Here is an 18,636-nt window from a genome sequence, read left to right as displayed (position 1 = left end):
AACCTGAATTCATAAAGGAGTATCCGATGACGGATCCAAGACTCGATACAACAAGAACCATTCGTGCCCCTCATGGAACGAAACTTCGTGCGAAATCGTGGCTAACAGAAGCACCGCTGCGCATGTTAATGAACAATCTTGACCCTGATGTTGCTGAACATCCTCATGCGCTGGTTGTATACGGTGGCATTGGTCGTGCAGCTCGTAACTGGGAATGCTACGACAAAATTGTCGAGGTTCTGGAAAGGCTTGAAGACGATCAAACGTTGCTGGTTCAATCCGGTAAGCCTGTTGGGGTATTCCCGACTCACAAAAATGCACCACGTGTTTTGATCGCCAACTCCAACCTCGTTCCTCATTGGGCAAACTGGGAACATTTCAACGAACTCGATAAAGAGGGGTTGATGATGTACGGGCAAATGACAGCGGGTTCGTGGATTTACATTGGCTCTCAGGGCATTGTTCAAGGCACCTACGAAACGTTTGTTGCGGTGGCTAAAAAACACTTCGATGGACAAGCAAAAGGACGCTGGGTACTCACCGGTGGATTAGGCGGTATGGGTGGTGCGCAACCTCTAGCTGCAACAATGGCCGGTTTTTCAATGCTTGCAGTAGAATGCGATGAAACACGCATCGATTACCGACTGCGTACTGGCTACGTCGATAAAAAAGCCACCAGCATTGATGAAGCACTTCAAATGATCCAAGACTCAGACACACCTATCTCTGTTGGCTTATTGGGCAACGCGGCGGATATTTTCCCAGAATTGGTTAAGCGTGGTATTACGCCAGATGTCGTCACCGACCAAACATCAGCACACGATCCACTCAATGGCTACCTTCCTCAAGGTTGGACAATGGAAGAAGCCAAAGCGCGTCGCCTTGAAGATGAAGCAGGTGTAGTGAAAGCCGCCAAACAATCTATGGCTATTCAAGTTCAAGCGATGTTGGATTTGCAAAGCCAAGGTGCTGCGACACTCGACTACGGCAACAACATTCGTCAAATGGCGCTGGAAGAAGGCGTAAACAATGCCTTTGATTTCCCAGGGTTTGTTCCTGCTTACATTCGACCTTTATTCTGCGAAGGTATTGGACCGTTCCGTTGGGCGGCCCTTTCTGGTGACCCAGAAGACATTTACAAAACCGATCAAAAAGTCAAAGAACTGATCCCAGACGACCCACATTTGCACAACTGGCTGGACATGGCTCGCGAACGCATCCAATTCCAAGGTTTGCCTGCGCGTATCTGTTGGGTTGGTCTAAAAGATCGTGAACGTCTTGGTCAAGCATTCAATGAAATGGTGAAAAACGGTGAGCTAAAAGCGCCTGTTGTCATCGGTCGTGACCACTTAGATTCAGGCTCCGTTGCCAGCCCTAACCGTGAAACGGAAGGCATGATGGACGGTTCTGACGCTGTGTCGGATTGGCCGCTGCTTAACGCTTTGTTGAACACGGCGGGTGGTGCAACATGGGTATCGCTTCACCACGGTGGTGGCGTGGGAATGGGTTTCTCTCAACACTCCGGTATGGTGATCTGTTGTGACGGTTCGGATGATGCGTCTGAGCGTATCGCCCGCGTATTACATAACGATCCAGCAACAGGGGTAATGCGCCATGCTGATGCAGGGTACGACATCGCGAAGAACTGTGCGAAAGAGCAGAAATTAGATCTGCCAATGCTAAACGAAGAACTAAGCCGCCTGAAATGAGTGAGAAACCAATGATCAATTTAGAACTAAACCCAGGAAACATCAGCTTAAACCAGCTACGCCAAGTAAGCCGCGCGCCAGTCAACTTGTCGCTCGACCCATCGGCTATTCCGGGTATCGAAGCAAGCACTCAAGTGGTTAATGAAGTAATTGCAGAAAACCGAGTCGTTTATGGCATTAACACAGGTTTTGGTCTTTTAGCGAATACGCGTATTGCCCCAGAAGATCTCGAAGTGCTGCAAAAGAGTATTGTACTTTCTCATGCAGCGGGTATCGGCACACTGATGCACGATGAAACCGTTCGCCTAATGATGGTTTTGAAAATCAACAGTTTGGCTCGTGGCTACTCTGGCATCAGACTGCAAGTCATTAATGCGCTAATCACGCTTGTTAATTCGCAAGTTTACCCGTGCGTCCCTCAAAAAGGGTCGGTTGGTGCGTCTGGCGACTTGGCACCACTGGCGCACATGAGCACCGTATTGCTCGGTGAAGGTGAAGCGCGCCACAATGGCAAGATCATCTCCGGTATCGAAGCACTGAAGATTGCAGGTTTAGAACCTATCACCCTTGCACCAAAAGAAGGGTTAGCGCTACTGAACGGTACACAAGCTTCAACCGCTTTTGCGTTGGAAGGCCTGTTTGCTGCTGAAGATTTGTTTGCCTCAGCAACCGTGTGTGGTGCAATGTCGGTAGAAGCTGCGTTAGGTAGCCGCCGCCCATTCGACCCTCGTGTTCATCGAGTTCGTGGTCACCGCAGCCAAATGGATGCCGCGGCAGCGTACCGATACCTACTGGATAACAGCAGTGAGATCGGCGAATCCCATACCGACTGTGAAAAAGTTCAAGACCCATATTCGCTGCGCTGTCAGCCGCAAGTTATGGGAGCATGCTTACAGCAAATTCGTAATTCCGCCGAAACATTGCAAGTTGAAGCTAACGCGGTTTCTGATAACCCATTAGTTTTTGCAGATGACGGCGACATCATTTCGGGAGGCAACTTCCATGCAGAACCTGTTGCAATGGCAGCCGATAACTTGGCGCTAGCGATTGCTGAAATAGGCAGCCTATCTGAACGTCGAATGGCGTTACTGATCGACAGCGCATTGAGCAAGCTTCCGCCCTTCCTTGTCGATAATGGCGGTGTAAACTCGGGCTTTATGATTGCTCAGGTAACGTCGGCGGCGTTGGCGAGTGAAAACAAAACCCTAGCCCATCCAGCTTCGATCGATAGCCTTCCAACATCAGCTAACCAAGAAGATCACGTATCTATGGCAACGTTTGCAGGCAGGCGCTTACGTGATATGGCAGAAAACACCCGAGGAATTCTTGCCGTTGAGTATCTTTCAGCCGCCCAAGGGCTAGACTTCCGTGCACCATTGAAGTCTTCTTCACGCGTAGAAGAAGCAAAGAATATTCTGAGAGAGAAGGTGTCTTTCTACGATAAAGACCGTTATTTTGCTCCAGATATTGAACAAGCCAACGCATTGTTAAAACTGGCTGTTCACAACCACCTGATGCCAGAAAAGACGCTAGCGTCGGTATAGCAAACTGTTTGAACGGTATTTGAACAAACTGTCTTTTTGCGCACATAACCATAAGATAACCTCCCTTCGGGGAGGTTAATTTTCACTGGATAGACCATTTATCAATAAATGTCGGATATAATCGCGGCAGTTTTTGTAATTAACCGTGAATTATGTTTCTAACACCTTATTTCTCAATCCAAGACAACCAATTTCAGTTCACTCGCCAGCAAGCAAGTCATTTTGCTAAGAAAGTGGCGGGCGACTACAACCCAATCCATGACGAAGATAACAAGCGCTTCTGTGTTCCTGGCGATTTGTTGTTTGCCGTTCTGCTGAACCAGGAAGGCGTAAGCCAGAAAATGCGATTCGATTTTTCGGGAATGGTTTCGGAAGGCATTGCCTTGTCTGTAGAGGAAAAAGGAAAAACAGAAAGCGCGCTCGTCGATGCAAATGGCAAAGAATATTTGCACATGCACCATGAAGGTGATGTATCGACAGACGCCAAGTTCATTGAATGCCTGACGAAATCTTATGTGCAGTTTTCTGGCATGAACTTTCCTCACATCATGGTGCCTCTCATGGAGGACAAACAAATGATGATTAATTGCAAACGTCCACTCGTCATGTATGAAAGCATGGAAGTCGAGTTCAATCGTATCGATTTGTCTGAACCTTCTGTCGAGTTTGCAGGTGCGACGTTTGATATTGAAGGCAAGCGCGGACAGGTAACGCTTAACTTCCGCTTTACAGAAAATGGTGAAGTGGTTGGTAAAGGCGTCAAACGCATGGTTGCGTCTGGTCTTAAACCATATGAAAAAGAAGCCGTCGATGATTTAGTCGAACGTTTTAATGCTCGTAAAGACGCCTTCATTGCCGCACAAGTCGAAGCCGCTTAAGCTCTATTTCGCACTCAATTTCTTTAATCCCGAGCAACGCTCGGGATTTTTATTTCTGCTTCCTTTTTCAAGTTTGTCGCCTAATTCACAATCCACTCAGTTTCTATGCAATCCTTTGACTCTATTTGGGTAGAGTTTGTTATACTTTTGTAAAATAACATTGCTTTCCGGTACCTCAAACATGCAATTCGGTGTTTTGAGTGCTGCCTCGATATGAGGTTTATGTATGCTAAGAAAAAGAACGCCCGAATGGATGGCGTCTAATTACGGGCTACTGGAACTAAACGAGCATCATAAGGTGCTGCGTTTTATTACCATTGTTTCATTGCTCACCTTTTTGCCGTTTTCGATTAAGAATGTTGTGCTGGGGGAATATGTCTATGCTGCACTGCTGATCACCTTTGAACTTTCACTGTTATTAGAAGTGTATTGGTTTTACACCAGGCAACGTCCCATGATCAGTTATCTGCTTCCTGTGACGTTGCTCGTGGCGTGCGGGATTTTTGCCATTCCAATACTGGGGATCAATGGGTCCTATTGGGCGTTTCCTATTGCGGTATGCGTTGTTTTTGTTATGCCCACCAAAATATCGCTGATCTTTAACATTATTATGATCATCGGCATTGCCATTACAGGTTATTTCTACATTGACCACTACGCCCTACTTCGCCTTGTTGGGGCACTCTCCATCACCGCATTCTCCTCTCTTTTTGTCACCACTTCGTTTCTTAACTTGCAAGACAGATTCAAAGAGCTGTCTATTACTGACTCAATGACTGGCGCATACAATCGCGCTCAACTCGATGCCTTTTTAGGAACAGCACTTGAACTTCATCAGAAGACAGGGCTTTCTTCCACGATCGCACTTATCGATATAGACAACTTCAAACAAGTGAATGATAGATTTGGTCATGATGTGGGCGACTTGATGATTCAGTCAGTCGTGAGGATTTTCAAAGAAACGGCTCGCCCCAATGATTTCATTTTTCGCTTAGGGGGCGATGAGTTTTTGATTTTGTATAGAAAGTCTGGCTTGAAAGACAGTTACATCCGATTGGAAAAGTTGAGGCAGAAAGTGTCCGAGTTACGTATACACAATAATCTTTCCGCATCGATTAGTGCGGGGATAACTTCTTCTAACGCAGACATCAACATCAGCCAATGGATGAAAAGCGCGGATCTCTCACTGTACAGCGCGAAACACAACGGTCGAAACAGAATAGTACACCACAAGGAAAAATGTGCCGGATAAAACGAACTACAGTACGTGGAGGTTTAATCGATATTCATAACAGTCAATCATACACCCGTTGATGCACGTGAAATCGTTAACTGTGCCTGTATGTTGGAACTGGTTATTAAGGAGCACTCTTTGGGAAGCGACATTTTGTGTTGCGGCGTACGCCCTAAGCGTTTTCAAACCTCGGTAGGTTTTTGCATAATGAATCAATTGCTGAGTCGCCAATGTCGCTAGACCTTGCCCACTTGAGCGTTCGGCAATTCGATACCCTACCCACGCTTCACCTTTCTTCATATCAATACCATGCAGATTCGCACGTCCGAGGATCTCACCCCGACCATTCTTTATCAAAGTCGGCAGCATCGTCATGCTTTGATAATCCTTCAAGCATTCTCGAATGTGCAGGTTTACGCCTTTCATGCAATAAAAACCTTCCGGTCTTTCATCAATAAACGTTTCAAACCATTGCCGATTAGCACGTTCAAAACGCAGCAAATCTTCGCAATCTAAATAGCTGAGTACCGGAAACGTGAACAGATTATCTTGCACCGCAATGACCTTTATTCAGATGAGCCAAATGAAAACAAATAGTGAACTCTATGCAGTAAAACCACAAATATTGAAGTGATAAATTTTTTAGATTGTTGAGATTGATAGCAAAACGGCAATGCATCGTTTTGCACACTTTCTTAGCAAAGTGATAAGGAGCGATGTTCATCACCCCATCAAAATGATACGTTATAACAAAACACAATTGGAACTAAATTTATGACTACGTCTGTTATACCAAGCAACTTTGCCGAATGGCGTCATTGTATTACCGTTGAATGTGGTATTTCATTAACACCGAGCTATATTGAAAAGCGAATTCAAGCTTTGCAATCCGAGAAAGACGAGCACACAAGGCAATTTGTAAGGCTTTATGGAGAGCAGTATAAGCAGCAGGTTGTAACTTGGTTTGAGCGTGCAAAAGCGGAAGCAGCCTAAAAATGAAAAAGCGAAGCCTAAGCTTCGCTTTTTCTATTATTTAACAAATAAGTTTGGGCTTTAGACCAAGGTAAGTAGAGCCTGCAGTGGATGCTGTAATTTCTCGCTAGCAAATCGCTTCACTTGGCTTCGACAAGAGTAACCCGTTACAAGGCAGCGGCTCTTGTCAATAGAGTCCAATTTAGGTTCCCAGCTCAGACCATAGATATCTTTAGACATCGTAAGTTTATCGACTTCATGCCCAAAAGTACCGGCCATACCACAACACCCAACAGGAACCGTATTTAATCGAGCGCCAAAATGGGAGAAGATGGCACCCCACTCTTTTTCTGCGTTCGGCATTTTTGTTTTCTCGGTACAGTGTGCAAACAAATACCAAGGTTTATCTTCACTGTCTTTAGACAAATTCAGCTCGTTCAATCGAGGCAATAGCCATTCGTGAACGGTAAGTACATCAAACTCCCCTCTCTTTGCACCCAATACTTCTTGGTACTCATCGCGGTAACAAAGCACTAACGCAGGGTCTACTCCCACCATTGGAATGCCCGTATCTGCGACAAGTGAAAGAAAATCTGCCGTGTTCTTAGCCGACGAGGCAAACTGAGAAAGAAAACCTTTTATATGCTGGGCCTTGCCGTTGGGTTTGAATGGCAATAACACAGGCTTTTTCCCTAGCTTTCTAGCCAGTAGAACAAAGTCTTCAACCACTTCCGCATCATAAAAACTGGTAAATGGGTCCTGAACAATGAGTACATAGTCTTTCTTGTCACTCTCTGATAACCCATTCAGCAATTTCAAATCAAACTTCGTGCTTTCATAAGGCTTTAAGCGCTGAACGAGCGTTGGCACACTCATTAGCGGTGCATCAACGTACCCTACGGTTTTAACCGTTAAGGACTGTACCCACTTTTGATTCAACGCTAAATTCACAGTTTTGGGGATTTTTGCCATCAATGGCAACATGGTTTCAATGTTGGCGACCAAATAATCTTTAGCCGGACGCTGGTATCGAGAGTAGTAAATATTGAGAAAGCGAGAGCGAAAGCTCGGCACATCCACTTTTATTGGACATTGACTTGCGCAAGCCTTACAGGCTAAACACCCATTCATCGCTTCGTATACTTCATGAGAAAAATCATACTCATGACGCTTGTTAATCGTATTTCTGACTCGATTCAGAAGCGTCTTAATCGTGGCACTGCCTTTCAATGTTTGCTGTTCTAAATCCAGAATATCAATCCCGTGCTCAGTCAGCTGCCTAAGCCATTCGCGTACCATCCCAGCCCGACCTTTAGGCGAATGGCGACGGTCTGCTGTTACCTTCATCGATGGGCACATTGGGGAGCTGGTATCGTAATTAAAACACAATCCGTTACCATTACACTCCATTGCCTGCTTAAAGCTATCACGCACCTCTACGGGGATTTTCCTGTCATACATTCCACGTTTGGCGTCGGTCACTTTAACCAATTCGGCATCACTACCTAGCGGCGTACATATCTTGCCCGGGTTCATTTTATTGAGTGGATCAAACGCGGCTTTTACTCGGCGAAGTTCTAAAAATAGTGACTCTCCAAAAAACTCTGGACCGTACTCAGAACGATACCCTTTACCATGCTCACCCCACATCAGTCCGCCATATTTGGCGACAAGCTTAACCACATCATCAGAAATCTGATGCATCAACGCTTCTTGTTCTGGGTCGCATAAATCTAAGGCAGGACGAACATGAAGTACGCCAGCGTCAACATGACCAAACATTCCGTAGTTTAAATTTTTAGCATCTAACAGCTCACGAAATTCCTGAATGAAGTCCGCTAAGTTTTCAGGTGGCACACAGGTATCTTCTGCAAATGCGACGGGTTTTGCTTTCCCTTTTGCTGCACCAAGTAAACCAACCGCTTTTTTACGCATGCCATAAATACGGCCAATGCTCGCGAGATCGTTACATACCTGATACCCAATAATGCCGCCTTCTTCACTCTCCAACATTTGGTCAAGCTTGCTCGTCAGGCTTGAGACTTGATGCTCAACCAGTTCGCTATCTTGACCAGCAAATTCAACGATGTTGATACCTAGCATCTCTTTGCCAGGAACGTCCGTGAGCAATTCACTCACGGTATGCCAAACAATATCCTGCTTCGCTAAATTCAATACACGAGAATCGATGGTTTCAACAGACAGAGCACTTGCTTCAACCATAAAAGGGGCGTTTCTAAGCGCAGAATCAAACGTGTTGTATTTCACGTTTACAAGTGTTCTGGCTTTCGGAATCAAAGTGAGATTAAGTTTGGCTTCAGTAATAAAGGCCAGAGACCCTTCCGCTCCACACAATACACGAGTGAAATCAAATGAATCCTCTTCCTCATTTAAGGCGTTTTTTAAATCATAACCCGTTAAGAAGCGGTTGAGTGGAGGGAACTTGTCTACAATTTCGGCGCGCTTTTGGCGGCAGACTTGCTCAGTAACGGATAACGCTTGATGAGCAAAGGTCCCTTCTTCAGGCTCTACATCACTGAGATCACTTTCAATGAGTGAGCCATCAGTAAAAACAGCCTGAAGTGACAATACGTGATCCGAGGTTTTACCGTACACGAGCGAACCTTGCCCAGAGGCATCGGTGTTGATCATACCACCTAGCGTCGCACGGTTACTGGTAGAGAGTTCAGGGGAAAAGAAAAAGCCGTACGGACGAACGACATCGTTCAGCTTATCTTTTACGATCCCAGTTTGTACTCGAACCCAACCCTCTTTCTCGTTAATTTCCAACACTTTGTTCATATGACGAGAAAGGTCGACAACAATACCTTTTGTTAAAGATTGCCCGTTTGTCCCTGTTCCGGCACCTCTCGGCGAAAACGTCACTTTTTGATATTCCGGCTGATGTCCAATTCGTCCAATCAGCTGTACATCTTCTGTCGTTTTGGGGTGAACAACGGCTTGAGGCAACTGCTGGTATACGCTGTTATCGGTAGCAACAGCTAAACGACTAGAGTACATAGACTCAATATCGCCTGTAAAACCAGCACTTTGAAGTTCTTCGAGGTATTGTTTAACTAAAGGATCAACATCCGATTGGTGTTGTAGTCTTGGTAACATTATGCTTCCTGCTCCCTTGTGGCTGATCCGTTCAGCCGGGATAAAAATGGTTTAGACATTGCGATTTATTTTTTGATTTTCGTCACTTTACAACATTTCAGAGCTTGATAAAAACAGAAAGTACGCATGAAATTAAAACGTTTGCTTACTTTTTTGAATTTTTCGTCCACACTTCAATACAAGCAAACATTTTCTCCTATCGTTGTTAAGCGAATTCTATATGAAAAAAAATAAAATAGTTACAACAGAAGATATCCTTTTAAAGCTGTGTCAATCGGTTTCTGGTGTGCTTCAATCTGCTACGAATTCTAAAATCTCATACTCTGCTATGGTACAAAAGATCAATAAAACAAGTCTAAAACCTGATTTTGGATGTTTTGTACTGTTTGATGGTGGGTTTTCAGGGTTGGTCGTCATCAACTTTACGGCTCAGTCTGCGCTAGAGCTCTATCAAAACTACATGCGTAACATGGGTATGCCAGAAGAAGAGCTCGCCATCTTGCACACTTCTGATGAAGTCGGTGACGTTCTGGGTGAACTGATGAACCAACTTGTTGGTGACTTTACGAATAAAATCCGAAAAGAGCTGCAAACCAACATTACGCAAAACCAACCTAAAATGCTGGCCATTAACAAGCAGGTCATGCTTTCAGTTGATACGAACTTAGATAGACCGCAAGCGCGACGTGTGTCTTTCTCTACAGAGAAAAACAACATTTTCTATTTAGAGCTCGCAATGGACAAAACGGAATTTATCCAGCTTGAAGAGTTTGAAGCAGAGGATGAAGCCAGCGTTGATGACATTCTTGAGCAAGAGCAAGCAAAATCAACAACAAAAGTAGAAGATATTCCACCTTCAGATGATATTGCAAGTGATTTGCTTGATGAGCTGGGCATCTAAATAACACTTGAACTCAAGTTAGCGCAACAGGCTAATTTCAATGTGTTAAGTTGCTTGGACATTTAAACTTTCAAACGCCACGGTAAACCTACTGTGGCGTTTTTACCATCTATAGCGCATACCTCTTCCCCTCTCCTTTCTAACACGGTAAAATGGTCGACTTTTCAAATTGACTTGCTGTGGACATGGACAAAAAAAAAGCCCTAAAGAAAATTGCCAAATGTTTGGAGCTAGGTAACTCTGCTAACGTAAACGAAGCCGCTAACGCCATTAAGATGGCGCACAGTTTAATGCTCAAATACGGGCTTGATAAAGACGATATCGAATTTATCAAGATGGGAAAAACACAGTCCAGCCACCTGCTACCCGCTAGTGTTTCTTCTACTCTGCTTAGGATCATTAGGGGGATAAACACTAAGTTTGGTGTTGAAGCTGTTTTGCTTAACCACAAAGGTCTCAAGAAGTTAGAGTTTATAGGTGAAGCCGACAGGGCCATTTTTGCTGCGTTTGCCTTCGATATCATTTATCGCGAAATGAATGAACAAACCGGTCAATTTAGAAATGGCTTTGCTGGCTCTGGTACAAGCAGTGCTGAAGTTCAACGACGTGTTTCTTCTTTTCTTTCTGGTTGGATTGAAGGCGCTTTAGAGAAGCTGCCCGAGATTGCACCAGATGATGACTCTAACAACAAAATCAATAACTACATCGACAAAGAGTTCCAAAATATTGATCGCGAAACCTTCAAACAACAATTAAAAGAAGCGATGAAGAACATTACTGCGGATTATGAAGTTGGTTTGAAAAAAGGTCGCCGCGTATCTGTTAACCGCCCTGTCGAAGGTGGACAGGCACCCAAACTCCTCAAGTAACTTATTCGACAAATATCCAATTCCATAAACGCCCAGTCGGGCGTTTTTTTGTATATAAACACAAACAGAACACCATGTTGTATTATTAAAAATATAGGGTATGATGCTCGATATAATCAAGAGAGGCATCTATGAAATTTCTATCCTATCTTCTTATCGGCACTTTCGCTTTAACTGGTTGCCAAGCAACTCAGCGTCACAATGCGACAACAGGTCAAACTGAAACTAATTCCGTAACGAAAGGTGTCATCCTCGGTGCATTAGCTGGCGCAGCTGCTGGTGCCGTCACGGGTGACGACAGCAAAGACAGACAAAGACGAGCGTTGTATGGCGCGCTGGGCGGTGCTGCTGTTGGCGGTGGGGTCGGCTATTATTTCGATAAACAAGAAGCTGAGTTCCGCAACACATTGGTCAATTCCGGCGTACAAGTCCAACGACTCGACGAAAACCAACTATTACTTATCATGGAAAACGGGATCGGTTTCCAATCTGGATCTTTTGCACTAGACAGTCCAATTCACCAAACATTAAACGGGGTTGCCGCTGTAATCGCACGCTACCCTAGACTAAACTTGTCGTTAATGGTCATACTGACAGCTCCGGCAGTGACACGACCAATCAAGTATTATCCGAACATCGTGCCATACAAGTCGAATCCTATCTTATTGGGCAATCTATCAAATCGGGAAGAATCAACGTAAAAGGGTATGGCGAGCGTCATCCAATTTGCGACAATGCGACAATTCAAGGACGCGCTTGCAATAGACGTGTCGAGATTCAAATACTGCCTATGTAATCCAGCATATTGGTAGAAGCTCAACTAAACTTAATGGTGTATTACGTTTATTGTTATGTCCTAGCATCTTGAGGTGACTTGGGTATAAAATCAGCCCCTCTGGGGCTGTTTTTATCTCTATCGAATTGGCTATATGAAACCTTTTTTATTTATTACCGCTGTCTTCTTTTCCATTGTGCTATCGAAAGCTAATGCTGCCTCTATTGAGGAATTGGAATCAAAAGCAAACAAACAAGACCCAGTTGCTCAGTACTCTTTGGCTCAGGCGTTCTTTCAAGGTAATGGGGTTCCCAAAGATCCGCAATCTGCCATTGTTTGGCTTAGGAATTCTGCCGAAAACGGATACCCTTTGGCTCAGCTCAAACTCGCTAATGCGTATGACTCAGGGCTCGCTATTGAAGAAAACCGAGATAAAGCAGTCTATTGGTACACCAAATCTGCCGTTCAAGGGCTTGCACGAGCTCAGTTAAAGCTGGGTGCCATTTATGAGCGCTTATATCGTGATTCAAAGAACATTGGTGATTTAGAGACCGCAGAAGTGTGGTACCGAGTGGCGCTAGAAAACAACAGCCATCAAGCAGAAAGCGCGTACAACCGCGTTCTGGAAAATCAATTCAATCACAGAAAAGCAGCGCAACTTGGTCAATTTGATCAATTAGACAAAGCGCACGAAGAACGAGTCTCCTCCGAATCACAGAATGCACAAAACGCACCGCCTCCTCCCATTAAAAAAGACTTGGATTGGTATCTAATCAAATACGAAAAAGAGATCATATACGGCTCAGCAGGCTTCGCTCTATTCGTGCTAACGCTCGTTGCTATGATACTTGTCGGCAAGAGTCGAAGAAATAACAAAAATGCGGCATTAGAAAGCAAGGTTTCAGACCAATCACAGCAATCCAAGAAACTCAGAAGAGAGCTAGAGAAAGCACATAAACAAATTCTAAAACAAAACGGAATGCTGGAAGAACTCAAGTCTGCCACTAAAGATCAGAAGTTTCATATCGCATGTGCGGTGTTCGGATTTAACCCCAAACGTTTGCCTAAAAAAGATGTGATCAAGAACCGTTACAAAAAGCTCTGCCGCGTATATCATCCCGACGCGAATGGCAGTGATGAAGAGATGCGACGGTTGAACACAGCGCTAAAGCTCATTTTGCAACAAAATGTTAATTAAATGTAACTTTTACTTAACATTTCAATTGTCGATATGTCATAATTTTCTGCTTATATGTACCCAGAGTCTTTACTCACTGAACACACAGCTCCATTAATGAATGTGTTTGACCAAGATTGAGCTCTTTCTTGTAATGTCGCCTTAGGAATTTCATTTGGAATTCTGATGAGCTCTTTTGAAATGCCATAGAGTGAATGAGTACCTCGCGGCGGAGTCAACACACTTAGAGAGTAAAGACCGAGATGTTTTGAATAGGGGGAAATGTGTTCGAAATTGAAGGAATTTGCGATTGGTGTAAAAGACCAAGCTATCTAACTCGCCATAATTATGTCGATGGTAAATATCATCATTCTTGCGAAAAATGCAATGATTTGGCAAAGCTTGATGTTCGTCAGTTTAATTTGGCTGAACAACAATTGAGAGACCAACGCGAAGAGTAATTCCATTAGTACACCAATATAGAAAGCGCCTTTATATGGCGCTTTTCTCATTTTTGCTTGCCAATACTTCAAATCAAAAAATCATCACTACTGTACAACACTGTATAGAGTACAGAGGCACCACCACAGCCACCTCCTAACCTGTTTATTTAAACAGTATTAAGAATTTCCAAATATCACCTATATATCAATAACTTAAATTAATATCGAAAAATAAAATCAAAAAAATATTAAAAACATGCTTGCTAAACAACCAAAACAACATTACTGTTAATCCATACAGTATGTATAAGGAAACAGTAACCATGTATGACTTACAGCGTGCCAAACGAAATCAACACACTTCACTTAACCGTTTTAATGCGTCGACTTTTGACAAAAGTTCTACCGAATCCGGATCTAACGTTGATCGATGTGCTGAACTTGCAAAGCTCTCGCAAGGTTCAAAGTGGGTACTGTTAACGAACGAATGCCCAAAACCACAGGCATCGACATTAAAGCGCTATCAGATTAACGCTAAACATTTGCTCCAAATGATGCCATCAAGAAAGATGACCGAGAAGGAAGTGGTATTAAAGGCACTTCAATCAGGTAATGCCAGTGCTGTGATTGCAAGCAAGAGTATCTCTGCCATCGATCAGAAACACTTGCTACAACGTGCAGCTCAATTAAATTGCACCTTACTTTTCACGCACGATGCGTCGGAGCTTTTTCCTGTAGAAGGTTCATTAGTACACTAATTATCTAACAGGAGATGGGTCTATCTATCCTTCATGCCCACTTCTAGTGAAACTATCCATACTGTTCATATTCCACTGCTAGCCCCATTCTGGGGCTTTTCTTCTTTTTAAAACAGGTGGAACAAATCAGCTCCGAAGCCCAGCAGAACGATTCTGCGCTGCCAAAATAGGCATACAGGTCTTTTCACTGGCAAACGTTTGCTTTTTGTCTGGAACAGTAAAAAAGTTCTGGTATCATGCGCAACATCTGCACTTTTCGGAGTTGGCATTACCACTCTGAGGTTAGTTTGGTCTCTTCTCGTATAACAGCAACAGCGTACTCATCGCTGTCATTTATTCGGGCTTTCAAAACCTTTTAGAGCAAACCAAACTGACTCTTTGTGCCCTCTTTGACGTTTGAAATTAGATAGGAATGTCGCAATGAGCTTAGCTGATCAAGTACTTGCCGTTAATGATGATCTCCCAATTCGTACTAACAAACCCGTTCATAGCGGTAAAGTTCGTTCGGTTTACTGGCTAACAGAAGAAGACAGCCAAAGACTGATCAAAGAAAAAGGGTATGACGTTTCACCAGACGCACCTTTGGCAATCATGGTTATTAGCGACAGAATTTCAGCTTTTGACTGCATTTGGCACGGTGAAGGAGGATTAAAAGGGGTACCTGGAAAAGGTGCCGCATTAAACGCCATCTCCAATCATTGGTTCAAGTTATTCAAAGATAACGGCTTGGCCGACAGTCATATTCTCGATATCCCTCACCCATTTGTTTGGATCGTACAAAAAGCAAAACCCGTTATGATTGAGGCTATTTGTCGTAAATACATTACCGGCTCAATGTGGCGCGCCTATGCAAATGGCGAACGCGAGTTCTGTGGCATAGAGCTACCTGAGAACCTAGAAAAAGACAAAGCCCTTCCAGAACTGCTCATGACACCATCTACAAAAGGAATCTTAAAGGGTATCCCAGGTGTCCCTGAAGCCGACGATGTCAACATCACTCGAAAGAACATCGAAGATAACTACGAAGCTTTCAATTTTACAAAAGCAGAAGACATTCCCCATTACGAGAACCTCCTGAAAGAGGGATTTGAAGTAATCAGCAAAGCACTGGCGGATGTTGATCAAATTTTTGTTGATACGAAATTTGAGTTTGGTTACGTCACCGATGCATCTGGTACAGAGAAACTGATTTACATGGACGAAGTGGGAACACCTGATTCGTCACGCATTTGGGATGAAGCGGAATACAGTGAAGGTCGGATTGTTGAAAATTCAAAAGAAGGCTTCCGACAGTTCTTACTAAACTATTTCCCCGAACCCGACATCCTACTGAACAAAGAACGTATGGATGAGCGTTTTGCTCTTGCTGAGAACAACGACCTGCCAGAGTCTGCTCTTATGAATATCTCCAAAACCTATATCGGTATCGCTGAAAAAATCACTGGCAAAGAAATCGTCCTGAGCGATAATCCTAAACAAGAAATCATTAACGTTCTTCGTAGCCAGTACAACCTTATCGTCGATTAATACGACAGAACTCTCCGGTTCATTTATTAAAAGCCAGTTCATCATTGAGCTGGCTTTTTTGATTTGCCCTTCTTGCTCTCCACACAGTCTTAGAAAGTGTGACAATGATCCTTCATTTAAACCCAAACGCACTGTAAACGGAACTAACCTCTCTTTACCTTATCGACTTATTGCATATTTGCAGCTAAATTCATGACCTTCAGCTGGCACCGCTATAAGCAGAACTTTTCTGTCTAATCGGGGATACTTTGTCGTTACCACATAGGATTGCTTTGTAAATGATGTAGTTGTAGCAAGAATGGGCTTCTAGGCCGTAATAACGCACTATGCCTAATTACACATCGGAGCCAAGGAAGACATTAGCGGTAGGGTCAACAGAGCCTAGACACACTCCCCCTTTATGCATGGGAAACATATTGAGTTCATATCATTATACGATTTTAAGTATATTTTCAGCCTTGAAATCTAGATTACTAACGCAGTATATCTGAGTAATACTCGAGCTTCATGATTCAATTCATTTTTGAAGTACGTATTTATTGTACTTCAGAAAAGATAAAACATGTATATCTGTAACTATGCGAATAGAAAATTTAAGTGCCCCATATTGATGCCCAAAATGGATTAATAATCAGTATCAATATCATTTATTACATTTCACTATCAACCGCTTGCCTGTAATTTATAAATTAATAAGTAAATTATTTTTCGCTTGTTTTGATCTAAATCTATTTTTTCACAACTTGTCTTATATTAAAAAAATAATCGTTATTTTTAATTAATCATTTAATCAATTTTAACATTTAAAATAACAAAAAAATCAATAAAGAAAGTTCAAAAGGAAATAACCTTAATGATATAAAAATTATTTAAATTTATTATAAAAATGCGACGCAGTGCTAATTCTTTTTATCATTAGTAAAAGGAAGGATTAATATCGCCTAGATTTTTTTACTATAAATTATTGTTTTACAAGGCTTTTTTAATCATGTTAGAGTTTTAAAAGATGTCCAGACACACAGTAAAAAGGAAATACAATGTTATTTAATGAAGTAAGTGAAATTCTAGTAGAAGTATTAGGTGTTGAACCTGAAGAAGTAACAGAACAGGCAAATCTTGTTGATGACCTCGCTGCAGAGTCAATAGATTTTGTCGATATCATTTATTCAATCGAACAAAAATACCAACTTAAAATATCGGCTGGAGATATATTCCCAGCATTTTTACAAGAAGAGAACTTTTTAAACCCAGAGGGAAAGGTTTCCGGAGAGGTAATTTCTCGACTAAGAAGTGACTACCCTCATTATTCCGATGAAGTTATAAATGAGTTTATAAATAGCCAGTCGGCGGATGTATTTTTCAAAGTCGATAGTTTAGTAAACTTCGTTTCTCAAAAACAGGCAGCATAATATGAAACCTTCAGATGTCGTCATTACTGGAATGGGTTTATATACATCATTAGGAAACACAGTTCCGGACGTATGGAATCGAGTTCTAGATAACCAATCCGGAATTAAACTAATCAGCCACCAAGACTGGCTGTCTGGTCATGGTGTTCATCTGCTGGCTTCTTGCAAAGACTCGTTTGATTTTTCCAACTTCTATGGAAGTTGGAATATCAATAAAAAAAACTTGAGAAACATGGGCAGAATAAGTTCAATGTTCTGTCATTCTGTACTGAGCGCACTTGAAGGTGCGGGGTTCAATTCTCATAAGTCACTACCGAGGCACTCTTCAGGAATGATCGTCGGAACAGGCGTCTCGCTGTGCGATGAGCATCAGCCCACTCCTCCCGCTTCACGAAATCCAAAGTGGTTTCTCGATACCTATCCAAACATTGTACTTGCTCAATCTTCGGTTGCGACTGGGATCACTGGTTATGGAAACACCATCGTCAATGCATGCACTAGCGCCAGCCTGGCTATTGGGCAAGCTTACAATATGATTCGCTCTGGCGAGGCAACTGTTATGGTTGCAGGCGGTGCTGATAGCCGACTTTCACCTTCGTTTCTGTCGGGATTTAGTCAACTCAACATGCACTCTAAAAGCGACGATGCGATTCGCGCCATGCGGCCATTCGACAAACTTAGAGGTGGGTTTGTGCTTGGAGAAGGCGCAGGTGCATTGGTGCTTGAAAAGCGAGAGCACGCGATTCAAAGAGGCGCCAAAATACTGGCTAGCGTCGCAGGTTTCTCTTCGTCAATGGACGCCTTCAGGATGACCGATCCCTGCCCGAAAGGAAAAGCGAAAGCGATGCGTGGTGCACTTGCCGACGCCAACCTGCAGCCACATCAAATCGACTACATCAACGCACACGGCACTTCAACGCTATCCAACGACAAAGAAGAATCGAAAGCGATTAACGATGTTTTTCAAAATCGCTGTCCATTAGTCAACAGCAGTAAAGCAATGTTGGGGCATACATTAGCAGCGAGCGGCGCAATTGAGTCCATCATGTGTGTCCAAAGCCTTATCTCCCAGACATTGCACGCCAACCCAAATCTCGATCACCTCGATCCTTCATGTGATATCAATTTGGTTGGGAAGTCCCCGATTTCCCACCCTCTTCGTTACTGCATGAACAATTCAAGTGGGATAGGAGGATCCAACACCACTTTAATATTTGAACGCAATTCGATACCTGGGGCAGACACAGAACACGCTAATTCCTTTCAAATTTAGCCTAGGATTCTGTTTCGTCTCAGAGCTAGTTAGTCTCGTAAAATAAG

Annotated in this window: 15 protein-coding genes and 1 pseudogene; 13 read left to right on the top strand and 3 right to left on the bottom strand. The window is 43.3% G+C overall.

The window, feature by feature from the left end:
- The first annotated feature begins 26 nt into the window (after positions 1 to 26).
- The 4 genes from hutU to Q8W40_RS04130 all read left to right on the top strand — a co-directional run bounded on the left by hutU (position 27) and on the right by Q8W40_RS04130 (position 5,383).
- On the top strand, positions 27 to 1,709 hold the full coding sequence (gene hutU / locus Q8W40_RS04145; RefSeq protein WP_305396003.1) for a urocanate hydratase: 1,683 nt from the start codon (positions 27 to 29) through the stop codon (positions 1,707 to 1,709).
- Positions 1,706 to 3,253 (top strand): histidine ammonia-lyase, encoded by a 1,548-nt coding sequence (gene hutH, locus Q8W40_RS04140; protein WP_305396002.1) that lies wholly within the window; start codon positions 1,706 to 1,708, stop codon positions 3,251 to 3,253. The genes hutU and hutH overlap by 4 nt, the downstream gene beginning before the upstream one ends.
- Before the next feature lie 152 nt (positions 3,254 to 3,405).
- The gene (locus Q8W40_RS04135) at positions 3,406 to 4,131 is read left to right on the top strand and encodes a DUF3581 domain-containing protein (RefSeq protein WP_305396001.1); all 726 of its coding nucleotides are present in this window, start codon (positions 3,406 to 3,408) and stop codon (positions 4,129 to 4,131) included.
- Positions 4,132 to 4,357: 226 nt separating this feature from the next.
- On the top strand, positions 4,358 to 5,383 hold the full coding sequence (locus Q8W40_RS04130; RefSeq protein WP_305396000.1) for a GGDEF domain-containing protein: 1,026 nt from the start codon (positions 4,358 to 4,360) through the stop codon (positions 5,381 to 5,383).
- Positions 5,384 to 5,389: 6 nt separating this feature from the next.
- Here Q8W40_RS04130 and Q8W40_RS04125 read toward each other — a convergent pair whose 3' ends face one another.
- Positions 5,390 to 5,920: a GNAT family N-acetyltransferase gene (locus tag Q8W40_RS04125; protein WP_305395999.1), complete on the bottom strand. Its 531-nt coding sequence runs from the start codon at positions 5,918 to 5,920 to the stop codon at positions 5,390 to 5,392.
- A gap of 219 nt (positions 5,921 to 6,139) precedes the next feature.
- Here Q8W40_RS04125 and Q8W40_RS04120 point away from each other — a divergent pair, with 219 nt between their 5' ends.
- Positions 6,140 to 6,358: a hypothetical protein gene (locus Q8W40_RS04120; protein ID WP_305395998.1), complete on the top strand. Its 219-nt coding sequence runs from the start codon at positions 6,140 to 6,142 to the stop codon at positions 6,356 to 6,358.
- Positions 6,359 to 6,418: 60 nt separating this feature from the next.
- On the opposite strand, the gene ydiJ is transcribed toward Q8W40_RS04120, so the two are convergent.
- A complete protein-coding gene (gene ydiJ, locus Q8W40_RS04115; protein WP_305395997.1) occupies positions 6,419 to 9,457 on the bottom strand; it encodes a D-2-hydroxyglutarate dehydrogenase YdiJ in 3,039 nt (1,012 codons plus the stop codon).
- A gap of 220 nt (positions 9,458 to 9,677) precedes the next feature.
- On the opposite strand from ydiJ, the gene Q8W40_RS04110 reads away from it, so the two are divergent.
- From Q8W40_RS04110 to Q8W40_RS04095, 4 genes and pseudogenes are all read left to right on the top strand, one after another.
- The gene (locus Q8W40_RS04110; RefSeq protein WP_101111305.1) at positions 9,678 to 10,358 is read left to right on the top strand and encodes a DUF3334 family protein; all 681 of its coding nucleotides are present in this window, start codon (positions 9,678 to 9,680) and stop codon (positions 10,356 to 10,358) included.
- 185 nt (positions 10,359 to 10,543) lie between these two features.
- The gene (locus Q8W40_RS04105; RefSeq protein WP_167404859.1) at positions 10,544 to 11,227 is read left to right on the top strand and encodes a DUF2786 domain-containing protein; all 684 of its coding nucleotides are present in this window, start codon (positions 10,544 to 10,546) and stop codon (positions 11,225 to 11,227) included.
- A gap of 131 nt (positions 11,228 to 11,358) precedes the next feature.
- Positions 11,359 to 12,023: pseudogene (locus Q8W40_RS04100) on the top strand (OmpA family protein).
- A gap of 133 nt (positions 12,024 to 12,156) precedes the next feature.
- Positions 12,157 to 13,200 carry a J domain-containing protein gene (locus tag Q8W40_RS04095; RefSeq protein WP_305395996.1) on the top strand — a complete coding sequence of 348 codons (1,044 nt, stop codon included), beginning with the start codon at positions 12,157 to 12,159 and terminating at the stop codon, positions 13,198 to 13,200.
- Between the two features lie 311 nt (positions 13,201 to 13,511).
- Here Q8W40_RS04095 and Q8W40_RS04090 read toward each other — a convergent pair whose 3' ends face one another.
- Positions 13,512 to 13,646, bottom strand: coding sequence for a hypothetical protein (locus tag Q8W40_RS04090; protein WP_305396319.1), 135 nt, complete (start codon positions 13,644 to 13,646; stop codon positions 13,512 to 13,514).
- A gap of 299 nt (positions 13,647 to 13,945) precedes the next feature.
- Here Q8W40_RS04090 and Q8W40_RS04085 point away from each other — a divergent pair, with 299 nt between their 5' ends.
- From Q8W40_RS04085 to Q8W40_RS04070, 4 genes are all read left to right on the top strand, one after another.
- Entirely contained in the window at positions 13,946 to 14,380 is a 435-nt protein-coding gene (locus Q8W40_RS04085) for a hypothetical protein (protein WP_101111301.1), read from the top strand.
- Between the two features lie 420 nt (positions 14,381 to 14,800).
- Positions 14,801 to 15,907, top strand: a complete 1,107-nt coding sequence (locus Q8W40_RS04080; protein ID WP_305395995.1) for a phosphoribosylaminoimidazolesuccinocarboxamide synthase — start codon at positions 14,801 to 14,803, stop codon at positions 15,905 to 15,907.
- A 1,037-nt stretch (positions 15,908 to 16,944) separates the two neighbouring features.
- Positions 16,945 to 17,316 carry an acyl carrier protein gene (locus Q8W40_RS04075; RefSeq protein WP_305395994.1) on the top strand — a complete coding sequence of 124 codons (372 nt, stop codon included), beginning with the start codon at positions 16,945 to 16,947 and terminating at the stop codon, positions 17,314 to 17,316.
- Between the two features lies 1 nt (position 17,317).
- The gene (locus Q8W40_RS04070) at positions 17,318 to 18,589 is read left to right on the top strand and encodes a beta-ketoacyl-[acyl-carrier-protein] synthase family protein (RefSeq protein ID WP_305395993.1); all 1,272 of its coding nucleotides are present in this window, start codon (positions 17,318 to 17,320) and stop codon (positions 18,587 to 18,589) included.
- Positions 18,590 to 18,636 lie beyond the last annotated feature (47 nt).

The sequence above is a fragment of the Vibrio penaeicida genome (genome assembly GCF_030689305.1).
Lineage (GTDB): Bacteria > Pseudomonadota > Gammaproteobacteria > Enterobacterales > Vibrionaceae > Vibrio > Vibrio penaeicida_B.
This window is presented reverse-complemented; position numbering and strand designations above follow the sequence as displayed.